The 26,333-nt window shown below is 66.9% G+C and carries 30 protein-coding genes; 21 read left to right on the top strand and 9 right to left on the bottom strand.

The features are described from left to right. Positions 1 to 34: 34 nt before the first annotated feature. A complete protein-coding gene (locus tag AC1KVE_RS01615; protein WP_184456907.1) occupies positions 35 to 1,009 on the top strand; it encodes an FAD:protein FMN transferase in 975 nt (324 codons plus the stop codon). Then, the gene (locus tag AC1KVE_RS01610) at positions 1,006 to 2,784 is read left to right on the top strand and encodes a flavodoxin domain-containing protein (RefSeq protein ID WP_184456905.1); all 1,779 of its coding nucleotides are present in this window, start codon (positions 1,006 to 1,008) and stop codon (positions 2,782 to 2,784) included. Before AC1KVE_RS01615 ends, AC1KVE_RS01610 begins: the two co-directional genes overlap by 4 nt. 170 nt (positions 2,785 to 2,954) lie before the next feature. Here the strand turns inward: AC1KVE_RS01610 and xopAW are convergent, their stop codons facing one another. The 3 genes from xopAW to AC1KVE_RS01595 all read right to left on the bottom strand — a co-directional run bounded on the left by xopAW (position 2,955) and on the right by AC1KVE_RS01595 (position 5,322). Then, positions 2,955 to 3,620: a XopAW family type III secretion system calcium-binding effector gene (gene xopAW / locus AC1KVE_RS01605; protein WP_481091993.1), complete on the bottom strand. Its 666-nt coding sequence runs from the start codon at positions 3,618 to 3,620 to the stop codon at positions 2,955 to 2,957. Between the two features lie 152 nt (positions 3,621 to 3,772). Further along, positions 3,773 to 4,585, bottom strand: coding sequence for a HutD/Ves family protein (locus tag AC1KVE_RS01600; protein WP_184456901.1), 813 nt, complete (start codon positions 4,583 to 4,585; stop codon positions 3,773 to 3,775). 362 nt (positions 4,586 to 4,947) lie between these two features. Further along, positions 4,948 to 5,322, bottom strand: a complete 375-nt coding sequence (locus AC1KVE_RS01595) for a ComEA family DNA-binding protein (protein WP_308409822.1) — start codon at positions 5,320 to 5,322, stop codon at positions 4,948 to 4,950. 157 nt (positions 5,323 to 5,479) lie between these two features. Here AC1KVE_RS01595 and AC1KVE_RS01590 point away from each other — a divergent pair, with 157 nt between their 5' ends. From AC1KVE_RS01590 to murU, 4 genes are all read left to right on the top strand, one after another. Next, on the top strand, positions 5,480 to 6,973 hold the full coding sequence (locus AC1KVE_RS01590; protein WP_016904770.1) for a M20 family metallopeptidase: 1,494 nt from the start codon (positions 5,480 to 5,482) through the stop codon (positions 6,971 to 6,973). 169 nt (positions 6,974 to 7,142) lie between these two features. Continuing rightward, positions 7,143 to 7,415: a GlsB/YeaQ/YmgE family stress response membrane protein gene (locus AC1KVE_RS01585; RefSeq protein ID WP_006452367.1), complete on the top strand. Its 273-nt coding sequence runs from the start codon at positions 7,143 to 7,145 to the stop codon at positions 7,413 to 7,415. Between the two features lie 55 nt (positions 7,416 to 7,470). After that, positions 7,471 to 8,493, top strand: coding sequence for an aminoglycoside phosphotransferase family protein (locus AC1KVE_RS01580; RefSeq protein ID WP_184456897.1), 1,023 nt, complete (start codon positions 7,471 to 7,473; stop codon positions 8,491 to 8,493). Continuing rightward, on the top strand, positions 8,490 to 9,200 hold the full coding sequence (murU, locus tag AC1KVE_RS01575; protein WP_184456895.1) for an N-acetylmuramate alpha-1-phosphate uridylyltransferase MurU: 711 nt from the start codon (positions 8,490 to 8,492) through the stop codon (positions 9,198 to 9,200). The genes AC1KVE_RS01580 and murU overlap by 4 nt, the downstream gene beginning before the upstream one ends. A gap of 371 nt (positions 9,201 to 9,571) precedes the next feature. Here the strand turns inward: murU and hda are convergent, their stop codons facing one another. Genes hda through AC1KVE_RS01560 form a run of 3 tightly spaced genes read right to left on the bottom strand, consistent with a single transcriptional unit; the run spans position 9,572 to position 12,554 of the window. Beyond that, positions 9,572 to 10,282: a DnaA regulatory inactivator Hda gene (gene hda / locus AC1KVE_RS01570; RefSeq protein ID WP_184456893.1), complete on the bottom strand. Its 711-nt coding sequence runs from the start codon at positions 10,280 to 10,282 to the stop codon at positions 9,572 to 9,574. Continuing rightward, a complete protein-coding gene (locus tag AC1KVE_RS01565) occupies positions 10,279 to 11,445 on the bottom strand; it encodes an AI-2E family transporter (RefSeq protein ID WP_016904627.1) in 1,167 nt (388 codons plus the stop codon). The genes hda and AC1KVE_RS01565 overlap by 4 nt, the downstream gene beginning before the upstream one ends. After that, on the bottom strand, positions 11,442 to 12,554 hold the full coding sequence (locus AC1KVE_RS01560) for a DUF2066 domain-containing protein (RefSeq protein ID WP_046343651.1): 1,113 nt from the start codon (positions 12,552 to 12,554) through the stop codon (positions 11,442 to 11,444). Before AC1KVE_RS01560 ends, AC1KVE_RS01565 begins: the two co-directional genes overlap by 4 nt. A gap of 22 nt (positions 12,555 to 12,576) precedes the next feature. On the opposite strand from AC1KVE_RS01560, the gene purM reads away from it, so the two are divergent. From purM to AC1KVE_RS01535, 5 genes are all read left to right on the top strand, one after another. Beyond that, positions 12,577 to 13,710 (top strand): phosphoribosylformylglycinamidine cyclo-ligase, encoded by a 1,134-nt coding sequence (purM, locus tag AC1KVE_RS01555; RefSeq protein ID WP_179465435.1) that lies wholly within the window; start codon positions 12,577 to 12,579, stop codon positions 13,708 to 13,710. A gap of 14 nt (positions 13,711 to 13,724) precedes the next feature. Further along, complete coding sequence (locus AC1KVE_RS01550; protein ID WP_184456891.1) at positions 13,725 to 14,183, top strand: hypothetical protein; 459 nt, start codon at positions 13,725 to 13,727, stop codon at positions 14,181 to 14,183. Between the two features lie 36 nt (positions 14,184 to 14,219). Continuing rightward, the gene (gene purN, locus AC1KVE_RS01545) at positions 14,220 to 14,873 is read left to right on the top strand and encodes a phosphoribosylglycinamide formyltransferase (RefSeq protein ID WP_104553048.1); all 654 of its coding nucleotides are present in this window, start codon (positions 14,220 to 14,222) and stop codon (positions 14,871 to 14,873) included. A 65-nt stretch (positions 14,874 to 14,938) separates the two neighbouring features. Further along, positions 14,939 to 15,757 carry a DUF3108 domain-containing protein gene (locus AC1KVE_RS01540; RefSeq protein ID WP_184456889.1) on the top strand — a complete coding sequence of 273 codons (819 nt, stop codon included), beginning with the start codon at positions 14,939 to 14,941 and terminating at the stop codon, positions 15,755 to 15,757. 3 nt (positions 15,758 to 15,760) lie between these two features. Next, entirely contained in the window at positions 15,761 to 16,444 is a 684-nt protein-coding gene (locus AC1KVE_RS01535; protein ID WP_016904621.1) for a DUF3108 domain-containing protein, read from the top strand. Between the two features lie 210 nt (positions 16,445 to 16,654). On the opposite strand, the gene AC1KVE_RS01530 is transcribed toward AC1KVE_RS01535, so the two are convergent. The 3 genes from AC1KVE_RS01530 to AC1KVE_RS01520 form a co-directional block, all read right to left on the bottom strand. After that, on the bottom strand, positions 16,655 to 16,978 hold the full coding sequence (locus AC1KVE_RS01530) for an EF-hand domain-containing protein (RefSeq protein WP_184456887.1): 324 nt from the start codon (positions 16,976 to 16,978) through the stop codon (positions 16,655 to 16,657). After that, a complete protein-coding gene (gene murA, locus AC1KVE_RS01525; protein ID WP_039515184.1) occupies positions 16,975 to 18,249 on the bottom strand; it encodes a UDP-N-acetylglucosamine 1-carboxyvinyltransferase in 1,275 nt (424 codons plus the stop codon). Before murA ends, AC1KVE_RS01530 begins: the two co-directional genes overlap by 4 nt. Before the next feature lie 119 nt (positions 18,250 to 18,368). Continuing rightward, a complete protein-coding gene (locus tag AC1KVE_RS01520) occupies positions 18,369 to 18,596 on the bottom strand; it encodes a BolA family protein (protein ID WP_016905061.1) in 228 nt (75 codons plus the stop codon). Between the two features lie 53 nt (positions 18,597 to 18,649). Here AC1KVE_RS01520 and AC1KVE_RS01515 point away from each other — a divergent pair, with 53 nt between their 5' ends. From AC1KVE_RS01515 to rapZ, 10 genes are all read left to right on the top strand, one after another. Continuing rightward, positions 18,650 to 19,651: a KpsF/GutQ family sugar-phosphate isomerase gene (locus tag AC1KVE_RS01515; protein ID WP_024938742.1), complete on the top strand. Its 1,002-nt coding sequence runs from the start codon at positions 18,650 to 18,652 to the stop codon at positions 19,649 to 19,651. A 49-nt stretch (positions 19,652 to 19,700) separates the two neighbouring features. Further along, positions 19,701 to 20,249 (top strand): KdsC family phosphatase, encoded by a 549-nt coding sequence (locus AC1KVE_RS01510; RefSeq protein ID WP_024938741.1) that lies wholly within the window; start codon positions 19,701 to 19,703, stop codon positions 20,247 to 20,249. Continuing rightward, positions 20,246 to 20,821, top strand: coding sequence for an LPS export ABC transporter periplasmic protein LptC (gene lptC, locus AC1KVE_RS01505; protein WP_039526175.1), 576 nt, complete (start codon positions 20,246 to 20,248; stop codon positions 20,819 to 20,821). Before AC1KVE_RS01510 ends, lptC begins: the two co-directional genes overlap by 4 nt. After that, positions 20,799 to 21,359, top strand: coding sequence for a lipopolysaccharide transport periplasmic protein LptA (gene lptA, locus AC1KVE_RS01500; RefSeq protein WP_184456885.1), 561 nt, complete (start codon positions 20,799 to 20,801; stop codon positions 21,357 to 21,359). Before lptC ends, lptA begins: the two co-directional genes overlap by 23 nt. After that, the gene (gene lptB / locus AC1KVE_RS01495; protein ID WP_016904606.1) at positions 21,359 to 22,078 is read left to right on the top strand and encodes an LPS export ABC transporter ATP-binding protein; all 720 of its coding nucleotides are present in this window, start codon (positions 21,359 to 21,361) and stop codon (positions 22,076 to 22,078) included. The genes lptA and lptB overlap by 1 nt, the downstream gene beginning before the upstream one ends. 40 nt (positions 22,079 to 22,118) lie before the next feature. Further along, positions 22,119 to 23,558 carry an RNA polymerase factor sigma-54 gene (locus AC1KVE_RS01490; RefSeq protein WP_039519777.1) on the top strand — a complete coding sequence of 480 codons (1,440 nt, stop codon included), beginning with the start codon at positions 22,119 to 22,121 and terminating at the stop codon, positions 23,556 to 23,558. Positions 23,559 to 23,645: 87 nt separating this feature from the next. Beyond that, the gene (hpf, locus tag AC1KVE_RS01485) at positions 23,646 to 23,963 is read left to right on the top strand and encodes a ribosome hibernation-promoting factor, HPF/YfiA family (protein ID WP_016904608.1); all 318 of its coding nucleotides are present in this window, start codon (positions 23,646 to 23,648) and stop codon (positions 23,961 to 23,963) included. 21 nt (positions 23,964 to 23,984) lie between these two features. Beyond that, positions 23,985 to 24,443, top strand: a complete 459-nt coding sequence (locus tag AC1KVE_RS01480; protein WP_026064839.1) for a PTS sugar transporter subunit IIA — start codon at positions 23,985 to 23,987, stop codon at positions 24,441 to 24,443. Continuing rightward, the gene (hprK, locus tag AC1KVE_RS01475) at positions 24,440 to 25,390 is read left to right on the top strand and encodes an HPr(Ser) kinase/phosphatase (protein WP_016904610.1); all 951 of its coding nucleotides are present in this window, start codon (positions 24,440 to 24,442) and stop codon (positions 25,388 to 25,390) included. The genes AC1KVE_RS01480 and hprK overlap by 4 nt, the downstream gene beginning before the upstream one ends. Continuing rightward, complete coding sequence (rapZ, locus tag AC1KVE_RS01470) at positions 25,387 to 26,259, top strand: RNase adapter RapZ (RefSeq protein WP_166767267.1); 873 nt, start codon at positions 25,387 to 25,389, stop codon at positions 26,257 to 26,259. Before hprK ends, rapZ begins: the two co-directional genes overlap by 4 nt. Positions 26,260 to 26,333: the final 74 nt, after the last annotated feature.

Here is a 26,333-nt window from a genome sequence, read left to right as displayed (position 1 = left end):
GCATCCTGCCGCCCCATCCTCATAAGACCCGTCCATGCCCGCATCGTCTTCCGCCGACCACGCCATTGCCACGCTCGGCGGCCGCAGCATGGGCACCACCTGGAGCGTGAAGCTGGTGGCGCCGCGCGGACGCGATCTGCACCCCTTGCATGCGTGCATCCAGGCCGCGCTGGATCGCGTGGTCGCGCAGATGAGTACCTGGGAGGTCGATTCGGATATCAGCCGTTACAACCGCGCACCGTCGGGCAGCTGGCACCACCTGCCCGACGAATTCCACGCAGTGCTGAGCACAGCATTGGAGATCGCACAGACCAGCGAGGGTGCCTTCGATCCCACGGTTGGCCCGATGGTCGAGCTATGGGGCTTCGGCGCCGCCGGCACGCGCCGGCGTGTGCCGGAAGCGCAGGCGATCGCATTGGCGAGCCTGCGTTGCGGCTGGCAACGCCTGCAGCTGGATGGCAGGCGGGTGCTGCAGCCGGGCGCAGCGGCGCTGGATCTGTCCGGCATCGCCAAGGGCTTCGGTGTGGACTGCGTGCATCGCGCATTGCTGCAGTCGGGTATCGACAGTGCATTGATCGAGGTCGGCGGCGAATTGTTCGGCTACGGACGCAAGCCCGATGCCAGCGCGTGGCGCGTGCTGGTCGAATCCGCCCCCGACGAAGATGCCGGCAGCGCGCTGCCGGCACGCGTGCTGGTGCTGGACGGTCTGGCGGTCGCCACCTCCGGCGATCGCTGGCACCGCTTCGATGCCGACGGCACACGCTACACGCACACCTTCGACCCACGCACCGGCGCGCCCGTTCCGCATGCCCCTGCGGCGGTCACCGTAATCGCGCCCGATGCGATGCAGGCCGATGCCTGGGCCACCGCGATGACCGTGCTTGGCGCCGATGCCGGTCTTGCCCATGCGCGCAAGGCGGACCTGGCCGTGCGATTCCTTGCACGCAAGGACGGCATCCTGCTCGAATCCATGAGCCCGGCATTCGAACGCCACCTGTCCGCGTCATGAGCAGCGCCGCCTCACGCGTGTGGCTGGGCAACGGGCTGGTTCTGCTGGCGCTTGCGGTCATCGTCGGCTGGCTAGCCGGCCTGCATGAGGGCGCATGGTGGAGCGCACCCACGCCGCATCGCTGGCAACTGGCCACACTCGGCCTGGCGCTGTATCTGGGCCTGTGTGCGGTCGTGCTGCTGCGTGCCCGCAAGCGCGTCGGCGCACAACGCGCAGACGCCAGCGGCGTGTTGATCGTCTGGGCAAGCCAGACCGGATTTGCGCGTGAGCTGGCGCAACGCAGCGTTGCCGCGCTGCAATCGGCCGGCGTCGGCGCGCATGCGCTGCCGATCGAAGCCGTCGATAGCGATCAACTCGCACGCGTGCCGCGGCTGCTGTGCATCGTCAGCACCACCGGCGAAGGCGATGCGCCCGACCATGTGCAGGCCGCCGAGCGCGCCTGGCGTGCCGACCACGCGCAGGATCTGACGGCGGTGCAGTACGCAGTGCTGGCGCTTGGCGACCGTGGTTACGCGCACTACTGCGCGTTCGGCCGGCGCCTCGACGATCGCCTGCAGGCGCGCGGCGCCACTCGCCTGTTTGAACGCATCGAGGTCGATAACGCTGACCCCAACGCCCTGCAGCACTGGCAACGCCGTCTGGCGGAACTGGCGCCCGCACTCGCGACGCAACCCGACTGGAGCCTGCCCACCTACACCACCTGGCAGCTATGCGAACGTGTCCACGTCAATCCCGGCAGTGCGGGTGCGCCGATTTACCGGCTGCGCCTGACGCCATGCGATGGCGCGTTGCCGCAGTGGAGCGCAGGCGATATCGCGGAGATCGCACCGCGTCACGCCCCGGATGCGGTGGAGTCCTGGCTGCGGCGTAACCACTACGATGGCGCGCAGCAGATCGACGGCCGCCGCCTGCGCGACTGGCTCGGCGGCGCACAACTTCCCATCGATGCCGATGCCGCTCTCGGTATCGATGTGGATGCCGGTGCCAGTCTCAGCGATGGTGCTGGTGCTGGTGCTGGTGCTGGTGCCGATGCCGATGCCGATGCCGATGCCGAAGTCAGAATCGACCCAACTACGGACACAGGTAAAGGCACTGATACAGCTACGGGAACAGCCACAGGCATAACTTCACCACTGGACGCAGATGCGTTGGTGCGCAGTTTGGCCGCCCTGCCCCATCGCGACTATTCGCTTGCCTCCATCCCCGAGGAAGGCCATGCCGAACTGCTGGTGCGCGAGCATCGGCACGCCGACGGCAGCCTGGGGCTGGGTAGCGGCTGGCTCTGCGTCCATGCACCGATCGGCGCAGCCATCGCGCTGCGCCTGCGCAGCAACCCCGGCTTCCACCCGCCCGCACCCGACCGGCCGATGCTGCTGATCGGCAATGGCACCGGCATCGCCGGTCTGCGCGCGCATCTGCGTGCACGCATCGCAGCCGGCGCGCGGCGCAACTGGCTGCTGTTCGGCGAACGCAATGCCGCGCACGACGCGCTGTATGCCGACGAGTTGCAGCAGTGGCATCAGGACGGCTGGATCGAGCGCCTGGAGCTTGTCTACTCGCGCGATCAACCACAGCCACCGCATTACGTCCAACACGCGCTGGCCGCAGCCGCCGATCGCCTGCGTCATTGGATTGATCAAGGTGCCTGCATCTACGTCTGCGGCAGTCTGCGCGGCATGGCACCCGAACTCGACCGCACGCTGGATTGCATCCTCGGAGCCGATGTCAGACAGGAACTGCTGGGCAGCGGGCGCTATCGCCGCGACGTGTACTGAACCATCGCACGCGGCCCCGCCAAAAGCGCTCAACAAAGCGATTACGCAGATACCCACAGCGCGTCTGCTGCTGAAATCCGCAACATCCCTGCTTGCGGTGGCTGCGCGCTAGACGCACCGGCTGATCCAGGACCGCGCTCCGGCTTCCCCATTCTCTCTCGATCACCGCATTACGCTGCCAGATCGACCAGATTGCTCGTTGTCGCGCTGCCGCCAATGCTGCGGTACTGCCCCACGGCCATCTGCATCAACGCTGCATAGGCCTGCTGTGTGCCGTCGCTGCTGGATGCATCGGCCGATGACGGCGGTCGCGGCGGCGGATCGCGTGGCTGCATCGCTTCCTGCAGTTCCTGCAGACTCAGCGCCCCGCTCTTGTCGCTGTCGAGCAGGTCCAGCAGCTGCGTGCTCGACGCACTGTCGCCATTGACCAGTGTGCTCAATTCACCGCTGCTGACACTGTCGTCGCCATCGCTGTCCAGGCCGGCAAACAAGGACTGCACATCCTGTCCTTGCTCACCCGGCGGTGGCGGAGGCGGCGGCAAGGCCTGCGCCAGTTCGCTCTCGCTGACGGTGCCGCCACCATCCTGATCGAGCATGCTCAGCAACCCGTCGATGTCGATCTTGCTGTCGTCATCGCTATTGGACGACAGCGCGGTCGATAGCTCGGACGCGGTCAGGCGGCCATCGCTGTCGCTATCGATGGACTTGAACAACTGCGTCAGCGGATTGGTTTTTTCCGCCTGTGCGGCGGATGCGGCGTTGCCGGTGGTCGCACTGCGGCCTGCATAGGACGGGTAGGCGGCATAGCCGGCTCCGACCGAGCTGATGGTACTCATTGGTTTCCCCCTGGAATTGCCGGAACCACTCCCGGCGCCTGCACTGTTCCCTAGCCAGGTGGCACAGCGATGCCGTCGCTTGTCTGCGTTGACACGAATGCATCCGGGCGCGTGCCAGGAGGCGCGCCCTGCTCGCAGATACGTGAAAGGCCCTAGACCGGGCTCACCCGGATCGCCAGCAGCTCGCCGCCGCCGTCGAGCACATGGCGCGTGCGTGTGGAGGCGCTCAGCCACGCGGTATCGCCGGCAGCCAGCGGTGGCAGGCCACTTTCGCGACCGAAGCTGGCCTGGCCTGCCAGCAGGTGGATCGCCCAGGCGCTGCCCGGGTCGGCGAAAAACAGCATGGTGCCGACCAGCGGCCGGTGCAGCAGTTCGGTCTGCAGCCGATCGCGCCGCCACATCAGGTTGAAATCCTGGGTTGGCCCGTCGAGCAGCGTGGCATGTACGGTTTCCTCGCCTGCAAATCGGACGCGCTGGTGCGGCGGCAGCAACTCGCAGCTGCGATGACTGCTGCCAGGAACGTCGGCAGCGGCGCCGGCGGCATGGTCGCACTGGTCAGCGCCACTACCCTTATTGCCATTGCCATTGCAATTGCAATTGCCACTGCCGCTATCGCTTTTGCTGACGCCGCCGCTAGTAGCCGTGCCGATGCCAATGCCTGCATCGGTGCCTGTGCTGGTGTCGTTGCCTGTGCTTGTGTCGGTGTCGCTGACCCTACCGCTGACAGCATCGCCAAACTGCAGCCGCATGCCATTGCCGTGCAACAGCACCAGCTCGCGATCGATGCCCGGGAACGCGGAAAACGCCGCATCCTGCTCGATCTCGGCAATCGACAGGCGTAGCGACCACGCATCGGCATTGCCGAGGCGCAGGATCTCGCGCGTCCAGCCCAGTTGATTGCGCCACCGCTCACGGCGGTACTCGGTGGCCGGAATCACCCGGCTGCTCAGGTCTGTCAGCTGCATGGGCGCATTGTGCCGCAAGCGCGGCGCCCGGGCCGTCATGCTGTGACTTAAGCCTGCTGCCGACCCTCAGGCTTGCTATCTAGCCTCAAACTCGAGGATGTGGCCGACAGCTACAAAACGATTGACGCCTCACGATGTAACCGGCGCTTCATGCTGTGACTGCCTCTTTCCTGCAGTCGCAGACGCTTGCGTGCGCTCGCAACCCACGCGGACCCAAAACGAAAAACGCCCGGCTGCACATCCAAGTGCAACACCGGGCGATTCCACGTCCTTGTCGGCTTCCAGCCATCCCCCAGACATCCTGTCCAGTTAGGTTGCGGCCACGCATCCTCGCGTCGAACCGTATCTCGGATCCTTTCCCGTTAACGCCGTCCCACCGGTTTCACCGCCGCCCCCTTGGCAGCCTTCTTGGCGGGAGCCATCGTGGCTCCCACTTCGATCAGGTCTCGATTCCGTTCGACCGTCTTGAGTCCGATGCCCTTGACCAGTGCCAGTTCCTCGGCACTCTTGAAGGGACCGTTTGCCTGTCGGTGCTCGACGATTGCCTCGGCTTTTGATCGCCCGACGTTCGTCAGCACCTTGTCCAATTCCTCAGCAGACGCGGTGTTGATATCGACCTTGTCGAGTGCATACGCATTCGAGGACAACAGCAACACCAGTAGCAGGGACTTCAGGGCTACGGTAAATGACTTCATTGCAACGCTCCTTGTGGCTTGGGTGATGGTCCTAGCCAGCATTCCTGCCGGCCGAGCCAGTGTCCCGCGCCACATGCAGCAATCCTATCGCCAACGAACTTTTCACACAGCCGGTGAACTGCGCGCCGCCTTGTAGGGAAATACCTACCCCCAGGCACGGGCGTAGAATGTGCCATTACGTCACGTATTCGGAGCCTCCATGGACAGCGCCAAGATCGACCAATTCATCAGCGACACCTGGGACCGCGAGATCGTCCCGCAATTGGTCGATTACATTCGCATCCCCAATAAATCGCCGATGTTCGACGCCGATTGGGTCGCGCACGGCTACATGGAGCAGGCGGTCACCCTGATGGAAACCTGGGCGCGCGCGCAGGCCATCGAGGGCATGCAGGTCGAGGTGGTGCGCCTGGAAGGCCGCACGCCGTTGATCTTCATCGAGATTCCGGCAACCGGTGCCGAATCGGGCGACGACACCGTGCTGCTGTACGGCCACCTGGACAAGCAGCCGGAGATGACCGGCTGGGACGCCGACCTCGGCCCATGGGAGCCGGTGCTGCGCGACGACAAGCTGTACGGGCGCGGTGGCGCCGACGATGGTTACGCGATCTTCGGTTCGCTGGCGGCGGTACTGGCGCTGCGCACCCAGGGCCTGCCGCATGCGCGCTGCGTGGTGCTGATCGAGGCCTGCGAGGAATCCGGCAGCTACGACCTGCCGGCCTACGTCGACCATCTGGCCGCACGCATCGGCAAGCCATCGCTGGTGGTGTGCCTGGATTCGGGCTGCGGCAACTATGAGCAGCTGTGGTGCACCACCTCGCTGCGCGGGCTGACCGGCGGCAACCTGAGCGTGAAGGTGCTGGAGGAAGGCGTGCATTCGGGCGATGCCTCCGGCGTGGTGCCGTCCAGCTTCCGCCTGCTGCGCCAGTTGCTGTCGCGGATCGAGGACGAAGCCAGCGGTCGCATCCTGCTGGACGGACTGCATGTGCAGGTGCCGGCCGAACGGCTGGCGCAGGCCAAGGCCGCGGCGGCGACGCTGGATACCGCCATCTTCGACAAGTTCCCGATGGTCGATGGCCTGGTGCCGATGCACGACGACCTCACCGAGCTAGTGTTGAACCGCACCTGGCGCCCGGCGCTGTCGATCACCGGTGTGGATGGCATGCCGCCGCTGGCGTCGGCCGGCAACGTGCTGCGTCCTCAGACCGCGGTGAAGCTGTCGCTGCGTCTGCCGCCAACCGCCGACGGCAAGGCCTGTGGCGAACTGCTGAAAGAGGCCTTGCTGCGCGACCCACCGAACGGCGCACAGGTGACGCTGGAACTGGAAAAGGCATCATCGGGCTGGAATGCGCCCGAGATGGCGCCATGGCTGGCAAAAGCCATCGACGACGCCAGCCTGGCGTTCTTCGACAAGCCGGCGATGTACATGGGCGAAGGCGGCTCGATCCCGTTCATGGGCATGCTGGGCGAGAAGTTCCCGGGCGCGCAGTTCATGATCACCGGCGTGCTCGGCCCGCATTCCAATGCGCATGGCCCCAACGAGTTCCTGCATATCCCGATGGGCAAGCGGGTCACGGCCTGCGTGTCCAAGGTGATCGCCGAGCACCACGCCGCCTGCCTGCGCGGCGAGACCAGCGGCTCGCCGGTGGCGGCCGATAGCGGCACCCGTCATGGTGGGCATGGCTGCTGCTGATTGACCCCTGGACCGCCCCGCGCATGCCGGGGCGGCCCAGTGGCATTGCCATGCGTTGCGGCGCGCGCATGGACGCAGCCCCAACACCGTCGCGACAGTCGGCGCTGCACATGTGGTTGCCAGGGCGGCGAATGCTAGTCTGCCGATCCCACTTCCCTCAGTGCCTGCGATGAACAATCTCTTCGGTAGCGACAGCTGGCTTTACATCATTCTGGTCGGCTTCGTGGTCGGGCTGCTGGCCCGTTTCATCACGCCCGGCACGCAGCGACTGGGTTGCCTGCTGACCATCGTGCTGGGCATCGCCGGTGCAGTGGTGGCCAGCTGGTTCGGCCGCTACATGGGCTGGTACCACGCCGGCGAACCGGCGGGTTTCCTCGGCGCGTTGCTGGGTGCGATCGCGATCCTGGCGCTGCTGCGGCTGTTCAGTGGCAGCAAGCGTTGATCGACCCCGCGTCGCTGCCGACCTGGCGCCTCACTTCACGACACAGCATTCACCCATGACGTCATCGTTGACTCCCGATACCGCGCGCGCTGCGCTTCGTCTGCAATGGGCGCGGCAGGCGTTGAACGACCCTGAGGTCACGCTGCAGCGTGCCTCGGTCGATGCGGGATTCCGCAGTTACTGGCGTACCCAAGGACGCGGCGTGGACCGCATCCTGATGGATGCGCCACCTGCATTGGAAAACGTGGCGCCCTGGTTGCGCATGCACGCTCTGCTCGGCACCCACGGCGTGCGCGTGCCGCAGGTGCTTGCGCAGGATCTTGAAACCGGCTTCCTGCTGCTGGAAGACCTGGGCGTGCCGACCCTGGCGCAGGTGCTGACCGACGCCAATGCCGACGCGCTGCTGGATGCTGCGATCAGCCAGTTGCTGCTGCTGCAGCGCATTGCGCCGCCTGCCGACAGCGGCGTGTTCGGCGAGGCGCTGCTGCAACGCGATGCAGGCCTGTTCGAAGAATGGTTTCTTGGTCGCCACCTGGGCCTGCAGCTGGATTGCGGCCAGGCCGAACAACTGCAGTTGGTGCAGCGCCGCTTGATGGACAACGCACTGGCGCAGCCGCGCGTCTTTACCCACCGCGATTTCATGCCGCGCAATCTGATGCCGGTCGGCGACGGGCCGGCGGTGCTGGACTTCCAGGATTGCGTGATCGGGCCGATCGCCTACGACCCGATCAGTCTGTTCAAGGACACCTCGGTGAGTTGGCCGCTGCCGCGCGTGGATGGCTGGCTGGAGCGCTACCACGCGCGTGCCGCAGCGGCTGGATTACCGGTGCCGCCGCTGGCGCAATTCCTGCGCGATGCGGACTGGATGGGCGTGCAGCGGCACCTGAAGAATCTCGGCATCTTCTCGCGCCTGAGCCATCGCGACGGCAAGCACTGGTATCTGGATAACGTGCCGCGTTTCATTGTCTATCTGGACGAGGTGTTGCCGCGTCATCCCGAGCTTGCGCCACTGATCGGCCTGCTGGAAGACCTGGTCAAACCTGCCCTGGCGGCACGCTCCGCGCAGGTCGGCGCATGAAGGCACTGATCTTCGCCGCCGGTTTCGGCGAGCGCATGCGTCCGTTGACCGAGCGCACGCCCAAGCCGCTGCTGTCGGTCGGCGGCACACCGCTGATCGTCTGGCATCTGCGCAAGCTGGCCGCGCTGGGCGTGGACGAGGTGGTGATCAATACCTCGTGGCTGGCCGAGCAGTTTCCACAGGGACTGGGCGATGGCAGCGCGTTCGGGCTGCGGCTGACGTACTCCTTCGAGGGCGCCACCCCGCTGGAAACCGGCGGCGGCATGTTGCATGCGTTGCCGTTGCTGGGCGAGGCCCCGTTTCTGCTGGTCAACGGCGATATCTGGACCGATTTCGATTTCGCGCGGCTGTCGGCCGCACCGGCGGGCCTGGCGCAGTTGGTGCTGGTCGATCAACCCGCCTATGCCGCGCGCGCAGACTTTGCGCTGGATGCCGATGGCAAGGTGCGCGCAGATCTGCACGCGACGCTGACCTACGCCGGCATCGGCATGTATCGACCGGCGTTGCTGCGCGATTGGCAATCGGTCATCGGCCAGCTCCCGGAGCACACCGGCACCGCGCCGCGCTTCGCGCTGGCGCCGATCCTGCGCGCGCAGATGGCGGCAGGCCTGATCGATGGCATCCACCACGCCGGGCGCTGGACCGATGTCGGCACGCCGCAGCGATTGGCGGAGCTGGATGCCAGGTTACTGCACGACGGCGGCTGATCGCAGCCACGCCCCTGCAAATGCCCGGCCGCGCGTCGCGCATTGCTCAATCGCCCATCTTGATGGGCTTGCAGCCAATGCGCCGGCGCCGCTCCTGCTCTTGTCCATGCGCACCGACCATTCCGACAGGTCCTTGCCCGACTACCGTCGCGGGACCTTACGCGGCATGGATGCCGCGTAGGAGCCTACAAGGACGTACTTGCGGCGTGTCCCGCGACGGTGGGCGGGCAAGGGCCTTGCAGCCAGGCCGCAGATCAGCTGCTCTACAAGCTTCAGGCGATGTGCCTCGAATGCACCGACACTGCGATAGATGTGCAGATGGCAAGCGCTAAGCAACCTGCGCCTACCTAGCGCTGAGCGTAGTAATTCCGTCAGCTGCTCGAAGAGCCGCGATCCTCCAGCACCCGCCGCAGGAACGGCACGGTGATGCGGCGCTTGGCAGCCAGCGATTCGCGATCCAGCCGGTCCAGCAATGCCACCAGCCCTGCCAGTTCGCGTTCGCTATGGGTCAGCAGCCAGTCGATTGCCGCCTCGTCCAGTGCCAGTCCGCGCCGTTGCGCACGATCGCGCAACACCGCCGCGCGCCCTGCGTCGTCGAGCACCGGCAGGCTGATGCGGATGCATTGCGACAGCCGCGAGCGCAGATCCGGCAACACCAAGGCCAGGCCGTCGGGCATGTGCCGCGCGGTGTACAGCAAGGTGGTGCCGGCAGCGCGCGCGCGGTTGTGGAAATCGAACAGCGCCACTTCGTCGTCGCGCTGCCCGGCAATGCTTTCCACGCCATCCAGTGCGACCAGGCTGCGCCCTTCCAGCGCTTCCAGCGCATCGCGCAACCGGCCAGTGGCGGCGTGCAGAGGCAGGTACGCCGGGGCGCGTCCGGCCTGCTCGGCGGCCGCGCACACCGACAACGCCAGATGCGTCTTGCCGGTGCCGGCGGGGCCGGCCAGATACAGCCAGTCGCTCACCTGCCCGACTGCCAACGCCTGCAGTTGCAACAGCAGGCCGTCGGGCGCGGCGATGTAACTATCGAATCGCTGATCGGGCGGCGCGCGTAGCGCCAGTGGCAACTGCGGAACGCTCACAGCCGATCGGTGTCCTTGCCTGGGTCGATGATCACGCTGCGCTCGTTGGTGGACTGCAGCACGATGCCGGCACGTTCACCCGCATACAGATCGCTGCGCGTGTACTGCTCATGCGCATAGCGCAGCAGCACATTGGCCACCGCCGCCACCGGCAGCGCCAGCAGCATGCCGAGGAAGCCGAACAACTGGCCGCCCGCCATCACCGCGAAGATCACCGCCACCGGATGCAGGCCGATCTTGTCGCCGACGATGCGCGGCGTCAGCACATAGCTTTCCAGCAGCTGGCCGACGGTGAACACCACCCCGACGCCGATCAGCAGCTTCAGGTCGAAGCCCTGTGCCTGCACCACCGCCGCCAGCAGGGCCAGCACGATGCCGGTGGTGGCACCCAGATACGGAATGAAGCTGATCAGGCCGGCAATGATGCCGATCAACAGGCCCAGATTGAGCCCGATGATGGACAGGCCGGCGGCGTAGATCGCCCCCAGCGCCAGCATCACCAGGAACTGGCCACGGATGAAGCCACCCAGCACGTCGTTGGATTCCTGCGCCAGCCGGCTCACGGTGCCGATGTAGGCGCGCGGAATGACCGCGGCCACACGCTCGACCAGGCGGTCCCAGTCGCGCAGGAAGTAGAACGCCAGGATCGGCAGCAACGCCAGGTTGATCACCCAGGTCACCATCGCAAAGCCCGACCGCTGCACGTAGCCGAAGAAGGTCTTGGCGGCGCCACCGGCCTGCTCCCAGTGGCTGCGGATCCAGTCGATCAGACGTTCCGGGTCCAGCCAGCCCATCAGCTCCACGCCGGTCTTGGCTTCCAGCCACGGGATCGCGGTACTGATCGCCCAGGCACGCATCTGCGGCAGCGCGTCGATCAGGGTCATGATCTGGCGCTCGATCATCGGCACCAGGATCATCAGCGCCAGCACGAACAGCAGCAGCGCCAGCACGAATACCAGCACCACCGCGATGTTGCGGGAGCGGCCGGCGCGCTCGATACGGTCCACCAGCGGGTCGCCCAGCCAGGCCAGCAGCAGCGCCAGCACGAACGGCGTCAGGATCGGCGACAGCAGTGATACCACCCACAGCACGCCGACAGTCACCGCCACCCATTTCAGGCGACGCAGAAACAGGGCGATCTCGGCTTCGGGAGTCAAAGTCATTTCAGGCGGTACTCGGCGTGCTCGTTTTCGAGAATGATCGGGCCCTCGGTCGGCACCGACACGGGCACCAACGGGCTGTTGTCGCCGAGCATACGGTTGAGGCCGGAAATGCCCGTGAGCAATTCCAGGTCCACTTCCATGCGGTCGCCATTGGCACTGACCGGGCGGATGCTGCGCACCACCGAAACGCCCTGCAGTGCGGCAGAGACGCGCAGGTAATCGTCGGCGCTGCCGATCCCGGTGATCACCGCGCGGTAGACCCCAGGCACCCCCGAATCCACCCGCTTGGCGTAACGCTTGACCAGCGCGTCGGCGGCGCCGTCGGCACCGGCAGCCATCGCGCGACGCGCGTCGGCGTCGCTGCTGGTCCAGCTGGACAGCACGTTGCCGTTGTCGACGAAGACCCAGTCGGCGGTCCAGCCGGCGTCATTGCGGTAGAGCTTGCCGATCAACTGCATCGGCGGGCTGTACTTGGCCGAGGCGCGTGCCACCGTGGCGGTGTCCTTGCGCCAGATCGCGCCGGCCAGCACCTGCTCGGCGGCGGCACCGCCGGGCAGGCCGAGCCGGTAGCCGCGCTCGATCGCCCGGTCCAGCACGCTGCGCGCGGCATTGGCCTGGCCCACGCCGACCAGGCGCGGGCCGCTGCCGTCGTCGATGGCCAGCCACAGCACCGGCTTGGGCCGCGGCAGCGGCCACACCGGCAGGCCCAGTGCGGCGATCAGGCCATCCACGTCCGATTGCCGGAAGCGCGCCACCAGCACGGTGCGAAAGGTCGGCGCGCCGGTGCGCGAGGTGCCCTGGTCCTGACGGTAGTCGTAGTTTTCGACATAGCCCGGCGCGCCGCGCAATGCCTGCGAGACGCCGGGGCGGCTCATCACGCCGCGGTCGCCGGACACCTTGCCCAGCACCGCACCGAGCGCGCGCGCCAGCGCACCGGGGCGATCCGACTCGCTCTGGCTGTTGACCGGCACTTCGGCCTCGTAGGCACTTTGCGCCTTGGCGACGTCGCCTTCGGTGCGTAAATCGGCCTGCGCAAAGGCTGGCGCGAGGGGCATGGCGACCACGAGGGCGAGAAAGAAAGCGAGACTGCGGCGCATCGACGGTTCCATGACGTAAGCGTATCCGGGTGAATTGTTGCCCGAATGGGACGCCAGCGCCAACGTGGCTGCTAAAATCGCCGCCTTTACAGCCGAGCCCTCCCCGCCCGTGACCAGCCCAACGCCTTCCAATCCCTCGCCCATGACCTACCGTGAGGCAGGTGTCGACATCGATGCCGGCAATGCATTGGTCGAACGCATCAAGCCGCTGGTCAAGCGCAGCTTCCGGCCGGAGGTGATGGGCGGCCTGGGCGGTTTTGGCGCCTTGTTCGACCTGTCCGGCAAGTACCGGGAGCCGGTGCTGGTGTCCGGCACCGACGGCGTCGGTACCAAGCTCAAGCTGGCGCAGCAGCTGGGCCGGCACGACACCATCGGCATCGACCTGGTCGGCATGTGCGTCAACGACGTGCTGGTGCAGGGCGCCGAGCCGTTGTTCTTCCTGGATTATTTCGCCACCGGCAAGCTGGACGTGGACACCGCCGCGGCGGTGGTCGGCGGCATCGCGCGCGGCTGCGAGCTGTCCGGCTGCGCCCTGATCGGCGGCGAAACCGCCGAGATGCCCGACATGTATCCGCCGGGCGAGTACGACCTGGCCGGCTTCACCGTCGGCGCGGTGGAAAAATCGCAGCTGCTGGACGGCGCGCAGGTGCGCGCAGGCGATGTGTTGATCGGCATCGCCTCGTCCGGCCCGCATTCCAATGGCTACTCGCTGATCCGCAAGATCTACGAACGTGCCGGCTCACCGGCCGAGCTGGTGCTGGACGACGGCGTCAAGCTGATCGATGCGCTGATGGCGCCGACCGCGCTGTACGTCAAGCCGATCCTGGCGCTGCTCAAGTCGCAGGGCGACAGCATCCACGCCATGGCGCACATCACCGGCGGCGGGCTGACCGAAAACATCATTCGGGTAATCCCCGACGGCCTGGGCCTGGACATCGACGCCAAGGCCTGGACGCTGCCGCCGGTGTTCGCCTGGCTGCAGCGCGAAGGCGCGGTGGCCGATGCCGAAATGTGGCGCACCTTCAACTGCGGCATCGGCTTCGTGCTGATCGCCGCCCCCGAGCAGGCTGCCGCGCTGGAACAGGCGCTGGATGCGCAGTCGCTGGCGCACTGGCGCATCGGCCAGGTGGTCCCGGCACAGGGCGACGAGCGCGTGCGGATCGGTTGATCGAGGAGAGCTGCATGGACGCTTCCCCACGCGCACTGCCGGCATCGGCCAGCGCTGACGATCTCCAGCACCTGAAACTGCTGTCGGTCTTTCACTATGTGCTGGCCGCCATCACTGCGCTGTTTTCGCTTTTCCCGTTGATCCATCTGTTCATGGGCATTGCAATCATCACCGGGCACCTGCCCATGACACATGCCAATGCGGACGCACCATCGATGGATCCGCGATTGTTCGGCTGGTTCTTCGTGGTGTTCGCGGCTGTGTTCATTGGCTGCGGCCTGGCGCTGGCGGCGTTCATGGCCTACGCGGGCCGCTGCATCGCCCAGCGCAGACGGCATCTGCTGTGCCTGATCGTGGCCGGCATTTCCTGCTCCTTCATGCCGTTCGGTACCGTCGTCGGCGTGTTTACGCTGGTGGTGCTGCTGCGCCCGCAGGTCAAGGCCTTGTTCGCGCCGACCGCCACCGCCGCGTGACGCGCACTGCCCCATGACTTCAGCGAATCCAGCCCCATGAGCCTGCGTCTGGCCGTCCTGGCCTCCGGCCGTGGCAGCAACCTGCAGGCCATCCTCGATGCCATCGGCAGCGGCCGGCTGCCGGCCGAGGTCGTCGGCGTGTTTTCCGACCGCCCGCAGGCGCCGGCACTGCACAAGGTTGATGAGGCATTGCGCTGGAGCGCCAGCCCGCGCGACTTCGCCGACCGCGCGGCCTTCGACGCTGCGCTGGGCGATGCAATCGCCGCCGCGCAGCCGGACTGGGTGATCTGCGCCGGCTACATGCGCATCCTCGGCGAGCCGCTGGTGCGTCGCTTTGCCGGGCGCATGCTCAACATCCACCCCTCGCTGCTGCCCAAATACCGCGGCCTGCATACCCATGCCCGCGCACTGGAAGCCGGCGATACCGAACATGGCGCCAGCGTGCACCTGGTGGTGCCGGAGCTGGATGCCGGCACGGTGATCGCGCAGGCGCACGTGCCGGTGCTGCCCGACGACAGCGCCGAGCAGCTGGCCGCGCGCGTGCTGGCGCGCGAACACCCGCTGCTGCTGGCCACGCTGGACCTGCTCGCCAGTGGGCGCGTGGAGGTGCGTGGCGATGGCGTCCATATCGACGGTCAGTGCCTGTTTACGCCACTGCGACTAGAGTCCGCTGACACCGCCTTCGCCTGAATGCGGATACGCCCTCCTCATCCTGTCTCGGACATCCTGGCGGCCCCGTGCCTCCCTCCCAGCGCATGAAACTCCTCCCGATCGCGACCGCGCTGTTGACCACCGCCCTGCTCGCCCCGGCCGGTGCCGGCCGTGCGCAACAGGCGCCTGCCGTGCCTGCGCCAGCGGCTCCTGCTCCAGCTGCAGCGGCACCGGCCTCTGCAGCGGCCCTGCCTGCCAGCACCTGGACGCCGCCACCACTGCAACCCTTCGTGGCCACCTACCAGGCGTTCTACCGCGGCAAGGAAGCCGGCGATGCCACCATGCAGGTCAGCAACGGCGAAGGCAGCCAGTGGCGTATCGACATGTCGGTACGCGGCCGCAAGGGCTTTGCCAGCATCCTGGGACTCAATCTGGAACAGAGCACGGTGTTCCGTGTCGATGGCGACACCTATGTACCGTTGAGCCAGAGCACGGTGCGCAAGGCGATGTTCTTCGGCAAGAAGGTCACCGGCGTCTACAACTGGCAGACCGCCAGCGCCCAGTGGGATGGCGATCTGAAGAAGGAGCGCCAGCAGGCGATTCCCCTGCAGCGCGGCGACCAGAGCGCGCTGTCGCTAAACCTGTCGCTGATGCGCGACGCGCAACCCGGACGCAGCCTGAGCTATCGCTACGTCGATGTCGGCCGGGTGCGCAAGTACGACTACAAGGTCGCCGATGCCACCGAAGTGGTACAGGTCGGCGACCTGAGCTACGACGCGTTGCGCGTGTACCGCGTCAACAGCGGCGACAACGAAACCATCCTCTGGATCGCCAACGGCGTTCCTACGCCGGTGCGCATCCTGCAACGTGACAAAGGTGAGGATCAGGTCGATCTACGCCTGGTCGAATATCAAGGAGCCTGACCCATGCATACCGTTTCCCGCACCTGTTCGCTGATCGCCGCTGCTGCACTGGCCGTGGCCAGCCTGCCCGCGTTCGCCATGCAGCCGTTCCAGGCCGATTATTCGGCCAACTACATGGGCATGCAGGCCAACGGCACCATGACCCTGGCCGCCGCCGGCGCCAATCAGTGGCGCTATACGCTCACCATCCAGAACCAGCTGGCCAACCTGACCCAGAGCACGGTGTTCGAAGAGAGCAACGGCCAACTGCGTCCGGTCAGCAGCAACGACACCTCGTCGATGATGGTCAAGCGCCGCAACGTCACCGCCAACTACGACTGGAAAACCAGCCAGGCGACCTGGGGCGGCGACATCAAGCCGGACCGTCGTGGTCCGGTGAAGTTGCAGCCCGGCGACATGGATGCGCTGCTGATCAACCTGGCCATTACCCGCGACCTGGCCGCCGGCAAGCCGCTGAACTACCGCATGGTCGACGAAGGCCGCATCAAGCCGATGAGCTACAAGGTGGTCGGCAAGGAAACCATCACCGTCAACGGCAAGCAGGAACAGGCGACCAAGGTGTCGCGCGTGGACGGCGACAAGGAACTGATCGCGTGGGTGGTCAAGGACCTGCCGGTGCCGGCACGCCTGCTGCAGAAGGAAAAAGGCCAGGACGCGCTGGATCTGACCATCAAGGGCCTGCGCTAAGCGCCAGGCACGTCTGGTAGGAGCGTGCCTGCGCGCGACGGGGCTTTATCGGTAACGTCCCGTCGCGCGCGGGCACGCTCCTACCAGGGCATGGGACTTGCTCTCCCGGCATCCTGCCTCCCACAGCGATGAAGAGCCCGGCTGCGAGCCGGGCTTCTTCCTTCCGATCGGCGTGCGGCGGACGCTGCGCAGCACGCAGAAACGCTCGACTCAGGGCTTGGCCGCCGCCTTGTCGTCGCCGCTGGAGAACACCGTGCGGCAGTCCACGCGGATCTGCTCGCCGGTGCTGCGCCAGTAGAACAGGTCGCAATGGCGCTTGCCTTCGACGGTCTTCTTGACCGCCACTGCATAGAACGACTGCGCGATCTCGTCGCGGCTGGCGGTGCCGTCGTTGTTCCAGTCCATGTCCTTGAACTCGACGCTCTGGGTGATCGCCATGCCCACCGACCAGGCATAGGCCAGCCATGCCAGGATCAGCACGATCACGCCGAGCAGGATCTTGCGCCGGGTAGTGAAGCGCCCGCGCAGGATCATGCGATGCGCCGGATGGTCGCGCCCAGCGCCCCCAGCTTCTCCTCGATGTTTTCGTAGCCACGGTCCAGGTGGTAGATGCGATCGATGGTGGTGTCGCCGTCGGCGACCAGGCCGGCCAGAATCAACGATGCCGACGCGCGCAGGTCGGTCGCCATCACCGGCGCGCCGCTGAGGCGCTCGGTGCCGCGCACGATCGCGGTATGGCCTTCGACCTGGATGTCCGCGCCCAGGCGCAGCAGTTCGTTGACGTGCATGAAGCGGTTTTCGAAGATGGTTTCGTTGATCACCCCCACCCCGTCGGCCACGCAGTTGAGCGCCATGAATTGCGCCTGCATGTCGGTGGGGAACGCCGGATACGGCGCAGTGGTCAGGTTGACCGCACGCGGGCGCTTGCCGTGCATGTCCAGCGTGATGCTGTCGGCAGTGGTGGTGATGCTGGCACCGGCTTCGGTGAGCTTGTCCAGCACCGCGTCCAGGGTGTCCGGACGGGCGCGGCGCACGCTGACGCTGCCGCCGGTCATCGCCGCGGCGACCAGGAAGGTGCCGGTCTCGATGCGATCCGGCAGCACCGCATGGTGTCCGCCGCCCAGGCGCTCCACGCCCTGCACCACGATGCGCGGCGTACCGGCACCTTCGATCTGCGCACCGAGTGCGATCAGGCAGTCGGCCAGGTCGGTGACTTCCGGCTCCATCGCCGCGTTTTCCAGCACGGTGGTGCCTTCGGCCAGCACGGCGGCCATCAGCACGTTCTCGGTACCGGTGACGCTGACCATGTCGAACACGTAGCGGCCGCCCTTCAGGCGCCCGTTGCTGGTGGCCTTGATGTAGCCGTTCTCCACGCTGATCTCCGCACCCAGCGCCTGCAGGCCCTTGATGTGCTGATCGACCGGGCGTGAGCCGATCGCGCAGCCGCCGGGCAGCGACACCTCGGCGGTGCCGTAGCGCGCCAGCAGCGGGCCGAGCACCAGGATCGAAGCGCGCATGGTCTTGACCAGTTCATAGGGCGCGACCTGGTGGGTGACCGAGCGCGGGTCGACCAGGATCGAGCGGCCCTTAGCCAGCGTGCCTTCGTCGATGGTGACCTCGGCGCCCAGTTCGCTGAGCAGTTTCACCGTGGTGATCACATCGTGCAGATGCGGCACGTTGCTGATCTCCACCGGCGCATCGGCCAGCAGGGTCGCGCACAGGATCGGCAGCACCGCGTTCTTGGCGCCGGAAATATTGACCTCACCGTGCAGCGCTTGGCCGCCGGTCACTACGATTTTTGCCATGGGAGCTTGGGGAATCCGAAAAGGGATGTCAGGGGAATGAGAAGGGTGGCCAGGAGCCGGCCGGGCCGCTGGCAGTCGGGGCGCAGGCGCAGCCCGACCAGCCAGGACCCGGCTGACGCTCAGCCTTCGTCGGGCGTCAGCGTCTTGAGCTGCAGCGCGTGGATCGCGCCGCCCATCAGTTCGCCCAGGGTCGCGTAGACCATGCGATGACGCGCCAACGGGGCCTTGCCGGCAAATGCGGGGCTGATCACGGTCGCCTCGAAGTGCACGCCGTCGTCGCCGTGCACGTCGACGCGGGCTTCGGGCAAGCCGGATTCGATGAGTTTACGGATGGTTTCGGCGTCCAAAGGGCGTTTCCTCATAAAATGAGCGCACATTCTACTCTTCACCCGAGTCCCGCATGGCCGTCTCGCACCTGCCCTCCGCCACCGTCAGCGACGCCAGCCTGGTCGCCAGCGGCCAGCGCGTGCTGGAGATCGAGCGCGAGGCGCTGGCCAGCGTGGGCGCGCGGATCGGCAGCGACTTCGCCGCGGCCTGCCGGCTGGTACTGGCCTCGCGCGGGCGCGTGGTAGCCACCGGCATGGGCAAGTCCGGGCATATCGCGCGCAAGATCGCCGCCACCCTGGCCTCCACCGGCACGCCGGCGTTCTTCGTGCATCCGGGCGAAGCCGGGCACGGCGACCTGGGCATGATCACCGAGGCCGACATCGTGCTGGCGCTGTCCTACTCCGGCGAATCGGACGAGGTGCGCATGCTGCTGCCGGTACTCAAGCGCCAGGGCAACCCGATCATCGCCATGACCGGGCGCCCGAACTCCTCGCTGGCGCAGGCCGCCGACGTGCACCTGGACGTGAGCGTGTCGGCCGAAGCCTGCCCGCTGCATCTGGCACCCACCTCCAGCACCACCGCCTCGCTGGCGATGGGCGACGCGCTGGCCGTGGCGCTGCTGGACGCGCGCGGTTTCACCGCCGACGATTTTGCGCGCTCGCACCCGGCCGGCAGCCTGGGCCGGCGCCTGCTGCTGCACATCACCGACGTGATGCACAGCGGCGATGACCTGCCGCGCGTGCGCGAGGACGCCAGCCTGAGCGAGGCGCTGATGGAAATGAGCCGCAAGCGGCTGGGCATGACTGCCGTGGTGGACGCGGACGGGAGGCTGATCGGCCTGTTCACCGACGGCGACCTGCGCCGTGCGCTGGACAGCGACATCGACGTGCGCAGCGCCGGCATTGCCCAGGTGATGACGCGCAACCCGCGCACCATCGGCGCCGACCAGCTGGCCGCCGAAGCCGCACGGCTGATGGAGGATTACAAGATCAACGGTTTGATCGTGGTCGACGCGCAGCAGCGCGCGGTGGGCGCATTGAACATTCACGACCTGTTGCGCGCCAAAGTGGTTTAACAGGTTCAGTTTTCTACCGTTGGAACCCCGTTCTCACCGATTCGTGCCGATGCCCTATTCCCCTTTGCAGCACCTGCCCGCCGACATCACCGACCGCGCCGCGCGTATCCGCCTGGCCTGTTTCGACGTCGACGGCACCCTGACCGACGGCCGCTTGTACTACGACCATGCCGGCAACGAGAGCAAGTCGTTCAATGTGCTCGACGGCCAGGGGCTCAAGCAGCTCGACCATGCCGGCATCCATGTCGCGCTGATCACCGCGCGCGCCAGCCTGTCGGCGGAAAAACGCGGCCAGGATCTGGGCCTGCACGTGCAGATCGGGGTCAAGAACAAGCGCCTGGCAGTGCTGGCCCTGTGCCAGGAGCATGGCCTGTCGCTGGACCAGGTGTTGTTCATGGGCGACGACCTGCCGGACCTGCCGGCCCTGCTGGCGGTCGGCCTGCCGGTGGCACCGGCCAACGCGCACCCGTGGATCGCCGAGCGCGTGCAGTGGCATACCCGGGCACGTGGCGGCGAAGGCGCCGCGCGCGAGGTCTGCGATGTGGTGCTGGCCGCGCAGGGCCAGGTCGAGGGCATCATCGAAAGGTTCTCCGCATGAGCTGGAACTGGCGCACCACCCTGGGCGTGGCGCTGTTCGCCGCCGCGGTCATTTCCGGCTGGTCGGCGTGGCAGCAGCGCGCGCGGCCGGTCGCCGCGGCGACAGACGATGCGCGCGCCGACTACGTGCTGCGCGACTTCGAACTGATTGCGCTGGACAAGGAAACCGGCAAGGAATCGATGACGCTGCGCGCGCCGGAGATGCATCGCAACCGCGCCGATCGCACTTCCGAAGTCACCACCCCGGTGTTCCTGCTGCCTGACAACACCAATCAACCGTGGACGCTGCGCTCCAAGACCGGCTGGATCAGCCCCACGGGCGACGAGCTGCGCCTGCGCGGCGATGTCGAGGGCGACAGCCCCACCGGCGGCGCGACCCCGCCGACCACGTTCCGCACCCAGAGCCTGGACGTGTTCCCGAAGCAGAACCTCGCCAAGACCGCGGCCCCGGTGAGTATGAGCCGGCCGGGTATCATGCAGAGCGGGGTCGGCTTCGAGGCCGATCTCAAATCACGCCAGTACAAGCTCCTTTCTCAGGTCAAGACCCGCTATGAACCGAATGCTGCCCGCTAAACTGGCGTTTGCCGCGCTGCTGCTGCCCGCCCTTGCGATGGCCAAGACCAGCGACCGCAATCAGCCGATGGCGATCGATTCCAATGCCAACGATTGCAACATGCTCGACGACAGCGGCAAGTGCCGCTTCAGCGGCAATGTGGTGATCACCCAGGGCACGCTGGAAATCCACGCCGACACCGCCGACATCTTCCAGAAGAACGGCCAGACCGACCGTGTCGTGCTGACCGGCAAGCAGGCCACGCTGAAGCAGCAGATGGACGACGGCGCGATGATGAACGGCCAGGCCGACAACATCGAGTACCAGGTCGCCAACGAAGTCATCGTGCTGACCGGCAATTACAAGGTCGACTCGCCCAAGGGCACCAACGCCGGCCAGCGCATGGTCTACAACACCAAGACCGGCAATATGCAGAGCGGCGGCGACGGCAGCCGCGTGCGCACGATCATCCAGCCCAAGACCGCAGCGCCGGCGGCAGCAGCGCCTGCGGCGGCGCCGGCCGCCAAGCCCGCGGCCAAGCCGCAGGGGAAGAAGTAATGCTGGTCGCCACCGGTCTGCGCAAGAAGTACAAGCAACGCGAAGTGGTCAAGGAATTCGGCCTCACGCTCGAGGCCGGCGAGGTGGTCGGCCTGCTCGGCCCCAACGGTGCCGGCAAGACCACCTGCTTCTACATGATCGTCGGCCTGGTCGAGGCCGATGCCGGGCGTATCGAGCTGGACGGCCGCGACCTCACCGCCGAACCGATGTACGCCCGCGCCAAGCTCGGTGTCGGCTATCTGCCGCAGGAGCCGTCGATCTTCCGCAAGCTCACCGTGGCCGACAACATCCGCCTGGTGCTGGAGCTGCGCGAAGAGCTGGATGGCGCCGGCCGCGAGAAGGAGCTGGTCTCGCTGCTGGAAGAGCTGCAGATCACCCATGTGGCCGACCAGCTCGGCGCCAGCCTGTCCGGCGGCGAGCGGCGGCGCTGCGAGATCGCGCGGGCGCTGGCGGCCAAGCCGCGCATGATGCTGCTCGACGAACCCTTTGCCGGCGTCGATCCGATTTCGGTCGGCGAGATCCAGCGCATCATCATCCACCTCAAGGAACGCGGCATCGGCGTGCTGATCACCGATCACAACGTGCGCGAAACCTTGGGAATCTGCGACCGCGCGTATATTCTCGCCGAGGGGGGCGTGCTGGCGCAGGGGGCACCAGATGCGCTGCTAGCCAATCCCGACGTCCGTCGCGTGTATCTGGGGGAAACTTTCCGCCTTTGAGCGCGTCGCCGCGCCATCGATTCTTCCAGTCAGTGCCCGCATGAAAGCCCGGCTCCAGACATCGCTAGGACAGCAGTTGGTCATGACGCCGCAATTGCGTCAGGCGATCAAGCTATTGCAGATGTCCACCACCGAGCTGGAACTGGAAATCGCCGAAGCGGTGGAGACCAATCCGCTGCTGGAATGGGCCGACGAGGCCGCGCATGCGGCCAACGAGCTGCCGGTGGACGCGTCGTCGGCCGCCTCCACCGACGACACCCCGCGTGAGGAACCGGCACCGGCCGAGCGCGATGACGACTGGTCACAGGACGAACTGCAGTGGACCGGGTCGGGCAGCGGCGGCAGCTTCGACGACGACGAGTCCGGCGATGCGGCCGAGCGCGTGGCCGAATCAGAAACCCTGGCCGACCACCTGCTGTGGCAGCTGCACCTGTCCCCGCTGTCGCCGCGCGACCGCCAGATCGGCGCGCTGCTGATCGATGCGCTGGACGAGGACGGCTACCTGCGCGAGCCACTGTCGGCGATTCTGGAAACGCTGGCGCTCGGTGCGGCGGTGGACGAGGCCGAAGTGCTCACCGTGCTGCACCAGATCCAGCGCTTCGACCCGGTCGGCGTGGGTGCGCGCACTCTGGGCGAATGCCTGGCACTGCAGCTGGCGGTGCTCGACCCGGCCACTCCGGGGCGCGAGCTGGCGCTGCAGATCGTCGCCGGCCCGCTGGAGCGCCTGCCGCGCAGCGGCGTGGCCGGCCTGGCGCACGAACTCAAGCGCTCCACTGCCGATGTCGAGCAGGCGGTCCAGCTGGTGCGCTCGCTGGACCCGCGCCCGGGCAAGCAGATCGGCGACCTGTCGCAGGACACCTACGTGGTGCCGGACTGCGTGATCTGGCGCCAGCGCGGCGTGTGGCGGGCCTCGCTGGCCGGCCGCGCCCAGCCCAAGGTCACCATCCACCGCGGCTACGAGAACCTGATCCGCAGTTGCGGCGAGTCCGACGCCGGCTACCTGCGCGGCCAGCTGCAGGAGGCGCGCTGGCTGCTCAAGAGCCTGGAGGCGCGCGGCGAGACCCTGCTGCGGGTGGTGCGCTGCCTGCTGCAGCACCAGGCCGGGTTCCTGGAATTCGGCGCGCAGGCCTTGCGCCCGCTGACCCTGCGCGAGATCGCCGGCGAGCTCGGCCTGCACGAATCCACCATTTCCCGCGCGATCGCGCGCAAATACGTGCGCACCCCGCGCGGCACCATCGCGTTGCGCTCGTTCTTTGCCTCCGGCATCGACACCGATAGCGGCGGCGAGGCCTCCAGCACCGCCATCCAGGCCATGATCCGGCGCCTGATCGAGGCGGAAAACCCGCGCAAACCGCTGTCCGACGCCAAGTTGGCCGATCTGCTGAAAACCTCCGGCGTACCAGTGGCGCGGCGCACCGTTGCGAAGTATCGTGAGGCCATGAACATTTCCGCCTCCCACGAACGCGTGCGTATCGCCTGACGTTGCACCCACCGCAACGCCGGCCTGCGCCGGGTGAGTCGGATCACCGGAAAGGTTCATTGGCCCACCGACCAATGGAGGTATCCGATGCGTATCGAGACGTATGGCCACCAGCTTGAAGTGACCCCCGCGCTGCGGGAGTACGTGGCAAGCAAGCTGCAGCGACTGCAGCGCCATTTCGACCAGCACTGTGAAGTCCGAACCCAGCTGGCCGTTCGCAAGCCAGACCATCACGTGGTCGCCACCGTCAACCTCCCCGGTCGCACCCTGCACGCGGATGCCAGCGGCTCCAGCATGTATGCGGCCATCGACCTGCTGGTCGACAAGCTCGACCGCCTGGTGCTCAAGCACAAGGAAAAGAAATGTAACCACCATGCACGCGAGGTGCGCGACAATCCCGCATGACGCTTCCCGCTTGATGCCCTCATGCCTTTAACCGATCTGATGGCGGCCGTGCGCACCGTGGTGTCGCCGGCCGCCGATCGCGACACCGTCCTGCATGCCGCCGCCGACCTGCTGTCCTGCCGCCAGGCCGGTGCCGACGAGCTCTACGCCAACCTATGCGAGCGCGAGGCCCTGGGCAGTACCGCCATCGGCCACGGCATCGCCATCCCGCACGGGCGCTGCCCCAATCTCACCGAACCGCGTGGCGCCTTGCTGCGACTGGACACCCCGGTGGCCTTCGGCGGCGACGAGCCGGTGGACCTGATCTTTGCGATGGCGGTGCCTGCGCACTACACCCACCAGCATCTGATGCTGCTGTCGGAACTGGCCGAGCGGTTCTCCGATGCGGACTTCCGTCAGCAGTTGCGCGCCGCCCCCAATGCCGACGCCTTGATGGCGCTGCTCACTGACGCACCGCCAGCACAGGCCAGCGCCGCATGAATACCAGCATCACCGCACGCGAACTGTTCGACCAGCAACGCGACAAGCTGGCGCTGCGCTGGGTGGCCGGGCAAAAAGGCGAGCACCGCGAGATCGAGGCCGGCAGCAACAACGCACGCCGCCCGTCGCTGGCCGGCTATCTCAACGTGATCTATCCCAACAAGGTGCAGATCCTGGGCACCGAAGAGCTGGCCTGGCTGGATTCGCTGGATGCGCGGCAACGCTGGGAAACCATCGAGAAGATCATCCAGGTGCAGCCGCTGGCGCTGGCGATCAGCAAGAACCAGTCCTGCCCGGAAGACCTGCGCGCGGCCGCCGACGAATCCAACACGCCGCTGTGGATCTCGCCCAAGCGCGGCCACGAGTTGCTCAATCACCTCTCCTACCACCTGGCGCGCACGCTGGCGCCGCGGGTCACGCTGCATGGCGTGTTCATGGAGATCTATTCGATCGGCGTGCTGATCACCGGCGAGGCCGGTTCGGGCAAGAGCGAGCTGGCGCTGGAACTACTCAGCCGCGGTCACCGGCTGGTGGCCGACGACGCGCCCGAGTTCACCCAGATCGCCCCCGACGTACTCGACGGCACCTGCCCGGAACTGCTGCAGGACCTGCTGGAAGTGCGCGGCCTGGGCGTGTTGAACGTGCGCGACATGTTCGGCGACACCGCGGTGAAGAAGAACAAGTACCTGCGCCTGATCGTGCACCTGACCCGCCCGATGACCGAGCCCACCCCGTCCGGCTATGAACGCCTGACCGGCGATTCCGGCAGCCGGCACGTGCTGGATCTGGACGTGCCGCTGATCACCCTGCCGGTGATGCCCGGCCGCAACCTGGCGGTGCTGACCGAAGCCGCCACGCGCCTGCATATCCTGCGCACCAAGGGCATCGACCCGGCGGCGATGTTCATCGCCCGCCACAGCAACCTGCTGGAGCGACGCACGCCATGAGTATTGCGCCCTCCACGTTGATGATCGTGAGCGGGCTGTCCGGCTCGGGCAAATCGGTAGCGTTGAAGACCTTCGAGGATCTGGACTACTACTGTTCGGACAACCTGCCGGTGGAGCTGCTGCCGGATTTCGTGCGCAGCCGCCTGCGCGGCAACCCGCTCGGCGACCAGCGCCTGGCGGTGGGCATCGATGTGCGCAGCCGCAGCGACCTGACCCAGCTGGCGCAATGGCGCCAGGCCGCGCAGGAATACGGCATCGAGGCGCGGCTGCTGTTTTTCGAGGCCGGCGACGAGGCGCTGATCAAGCGCTACGCCGATACCCGCCGCCGCCACCCGCTCAGCCATCTCGGCCTGGCCTTGCCGGAAGCGATCACCCGCGAGCGGCAGTTGACCGAACCGCTGCGCACGCAGGCCGATGCCATCATCGACACCAGCGCGCTCAATGTGCACCAGCTGCGTCGCCGCGTGGTCACCGAGTTCGCGCTCGGCAGCAGCGACCGGCTGTCGCTGCTGTTCGAATCGTTCGCCTACAAACGCGGCGTGCCGGCCGAGGCCGACTTCGTGTTCGATGCGCGCGTCCTGCCCAATCCGCACTGGGACCCGGAACTGCGCCCGCTGACCGGCCGCGATGCCGGCGTGCGCGAGTATCTGGACAAGGAACCGGACGTGGTGCGCTACAGCGCGCAGATCGTGGACCTGCTCGATACCTGGCTGCCACGGCTGCGCAACGACACCCGCAGCTACGTGACCATCGCCTTCGGCTGCACCGGCGGCAAGCACCGCTCGGTGTATCTGGCCGAACGCATGGCGCGGCATGCGCGCGAGCAGGGCTGGCCGGAGGTGGCGACGTTTCATCGTGAGCAGGATTGAAGGGCTGGGATTGGGGAATCGGGATTGGGGAATCGTCAAAGCGGTGTCATGCGGCTTGGAATGTGCGAACGGTC

The organism is Xanthomonas sp. NCPPB 2864 (assembly GCF_056675615.1).
This window is presented reverse-complemented; position numbering and strand designations above follow the sequence as displayed.

What these genes read in the sequence shown, in the direction of transcription:
- AC1KVE_RS01615 (WP_184456907.1), top strand. Translation starts at nt 35, where the DNA reads ATGCCCGCATCGTCTTCCGCCGACCACGCCATTGCCACGCTCGGCGGC.
- AC1KVE_RS01610 (WP_184456905.1), top strand. Translation starts at nt 1,006, where the DNA reads ATGAGCAGCGCCGCCTCACGCGTGTGGCTGGGCAACGGGCTGGTTCTG.
- xopAW (WP_481091993.1), bottom strand. Translation starts at nt 3,620, where the DNA reads ATGAGTACCATCAGCTCGGTCGGAGCCGGCTATGCCGCCTACCCGTCC.
- AC1KVE_RS01600 (WP_184456901.1), bottom strand. Translation starts at nt 4,585, where the DNA reads ATGCAGCTGACAGACCTGAGCAGCCGGGTGATTCCGGCCACCGAGTAC.
- AC1KVE_RS01595 (WP_308409822.1), bottom strand. Translation starts at nt 5,322, where the DNA reads ATGCTGGCTAGGACCATCACCCAAGCCACAAGGAGCGTTGCAATGAAG.
- AC1KVE_RS01590 (WP_016904770.1), top strand. Translation starts at nt 5,480, where the DNA reads ATGGACAGCGCCAAGATCGACCAATTCATCAGCGACACCTGGGACCGC.
- AC1KVE_RS01585 (WP_006452367.1), top strand. Translation starts at nt 7,143, where the DNA reads ATGAACAATCTCTTCGGTAGCGACAGCTGGCTTTACATCATTCTGGTC.
- AC1KVE_RS01580 (WP_184456897.1), top strand. Translation starts at nt 7,471, where the DNA reads ATGACGTCATCGTTGACTCCCGATACCGCGCGCGCTGCGCTTCGTCTG.
- murU (WP_184456895.1), top strand. Translation starts at nt 8,490, where the DNA reads ATGAAGGCACTGATCTTCGCCGCCGGTTTCGGCGAGCGCATGCGTCCG.
- AC1KVE_RS01565 (WP_016904627.1), bottom strand. Translation starts at nt 11,445, where the DNA reads ATGACTTTGACTCCCGAAGCCGAGATCGCCCTGTTTCTGCGTCGCCTG.
- AC1KVE_RS01560 (WP_046343651.1), bottom strand. Translation starts at nt 12,554, where the DNA reads ATGGAACCGTCGATGCGCCGCAGTCTCGCTTTCTTTCTCGCCCTCGTG.
- AC1KVE_RS01550 (WP_184456891.1), top strand. Translation starts at nt 13,725, where the DNA reads ATGGACGCTTCCCCACGCGCACTGCCGGCATCGGCCAGCGCTGACGAT.
- purN (WP_104553048.1), top strand. Translation starts at nt 14,220, where the DNA reads ATGAGCCTGCGTCTGGCCGTCCTGGCCTCCGGCCGTGGCAGCAACCTG.
- AC1KVE_RS01540 (WP_184456889.1), top strand. Translation starts at nt 14,939, where the DNA reads ATGAAACTCCTCCCGATCGCGACCGCGCTGTTGACCACCGCCCTGCTC.
- AC1KVE_RS01535 (WP_016904621.1), top strand. Translation starts at nt 15,761, where the DNA reads ATGCATACCGTTTCCCGCACCTGTTCGCTGATCGCCGCTGCTGCACTG.
- AC1KVE_RS01530 (WP_184456887.1), bottom strand. Translation starts at nt 16,978, where the DNA reads ATGATCCTGCGCGGGCGCTTCACTACCCGGCGCAAGATCCTGCTCGGC.
- murA (WP_039515184.1), bottom strand. Translation starts at nt 18,249, where the DNA reads ATGGCAAAAATCGTAGTGACCGGCGGCCAAGCGCTGCACGGTGAGGTC.
- AC1KVE_RS01515 (WP_024938742.1), top strand. Translation starts at nt 18,650, where the DNA reads ATGGCCGTCTCGCACCTGCCCTCCGCCACCGTCAGCGACGCCAGCCTG.
- AC1KVE_RS01510 (WP_024938741.1), top strand. Translation starts at nt 19,701, where the DNA reads ATGCCCTATTCCCCTTTGCAGCACCTGCCCGCCGACATCACCGACCGC.
- lptC (WP_039526175.1), top strand. Translation starts at nt 20,246, where the DNA reads ATGAGCTGGAACTGGCGCACCACCCTGGGCGTGGCGCTGTTCGCCGCC.
- lptA (WP_184456885.1), top strand. Translation starts at nt 20,799, where the DNA reads ATGAACCGAATGCTGCCCGCTAAACTGGCGTTTGCCGCGCTGCTGCTG.
- lptB (WP_016904606.1), top strand. Translation starts at nt 21,359, where the DNA reads ATGCTGGTCGCCACCGGTCTGCGCAAGAAGTACAAGCAACGCGAAGTG.
- AC1KVE_RS01490 (WP_039519777.1), top strand. Translation starts at nt 22,119, where the DNA reads ATGAAAGCCCGGCTCCAGACATCGCTAGGACAGCAGTTGGTCATGACG.
- hpf (WP_016904608.1), top strand. Translation starts at nt 23,646, where the DNA reads ATGCGTATCGAGACGTATGGCCACCAGCTTGAAGTGACCCCCGCGCTG.
- AC1KVE_RS01480 (WP_026064839.1), top strand. Translation starts at nt 23,985, where the DNA reads ATGCCTTTAACCGATCTGATGGCGGCCGTGCGCACCGTGGTGTCGCCG.
- hprK (WP_016904610.1), top strand. Translation starts at nt 24,440, where the DNA reads ATGAATACCAGCATCACCGCACGCGAACTGTTCGACCAGCAACGCGAC.
- rapZ (WP_166767267.1), top strand. Translation starts at nt 25,387, where the DNA reads ATGAGTATTGCGCCCTCCACGTTGATGATCGTGAGCGGGCTGTCCGGC.